The 266-nt window shown below is 54.9% G+C and carries 1 rRNA gene; it reads right to left on the bottom strand.

From position 1 onward, the window contains the following. A 5S ribosomal RNA gene (gene rrf, locus ADK54_RS19660) occupies positions 1–97 on the bottom strand; the annotation flags it as partial. Positions 98–266 lie beyond the last annotated feature (169 nt).

Genomic DNA, 266 nt, shown 5'->3' with positions numbered 1-266 from the left:
CCCACAGGGTCCCCCCTGCAGTACCATCGGCGCTGAAAGGCTTAGCTTCCGGGTTCGGAATGTAACCGGGCGTTTCCCTAACGCTATGACCACCGAAACCCTATCGGTTTCGAGCGAACAAGCACACTTTTCAATTAAGTGGGTTCTGCTCAACCAGCAACTGTTCGTTGCTTCAGAACAAACACAGTGGACGCGAGCAACTGAGGACAAGCCCTCGGCCTATTAGTACCAGTCAGCTCCACCCGTTACCGGGCTTCCACATCTGG

This window comes from Streptomyces sp. WM6378 (assembly GCF_001279695.1).
Taxonomy (GTDB): Bacteria; Actinomycetota; Actinomycetes; order Streptomycetales; family Streptomycetaceae; genus Streptomyces.
The sequence above is the reverse complement of the archived record's forward strand: the minus strand, read 5'-3'. Positions and strand labels throughout refer to the sequence as shown.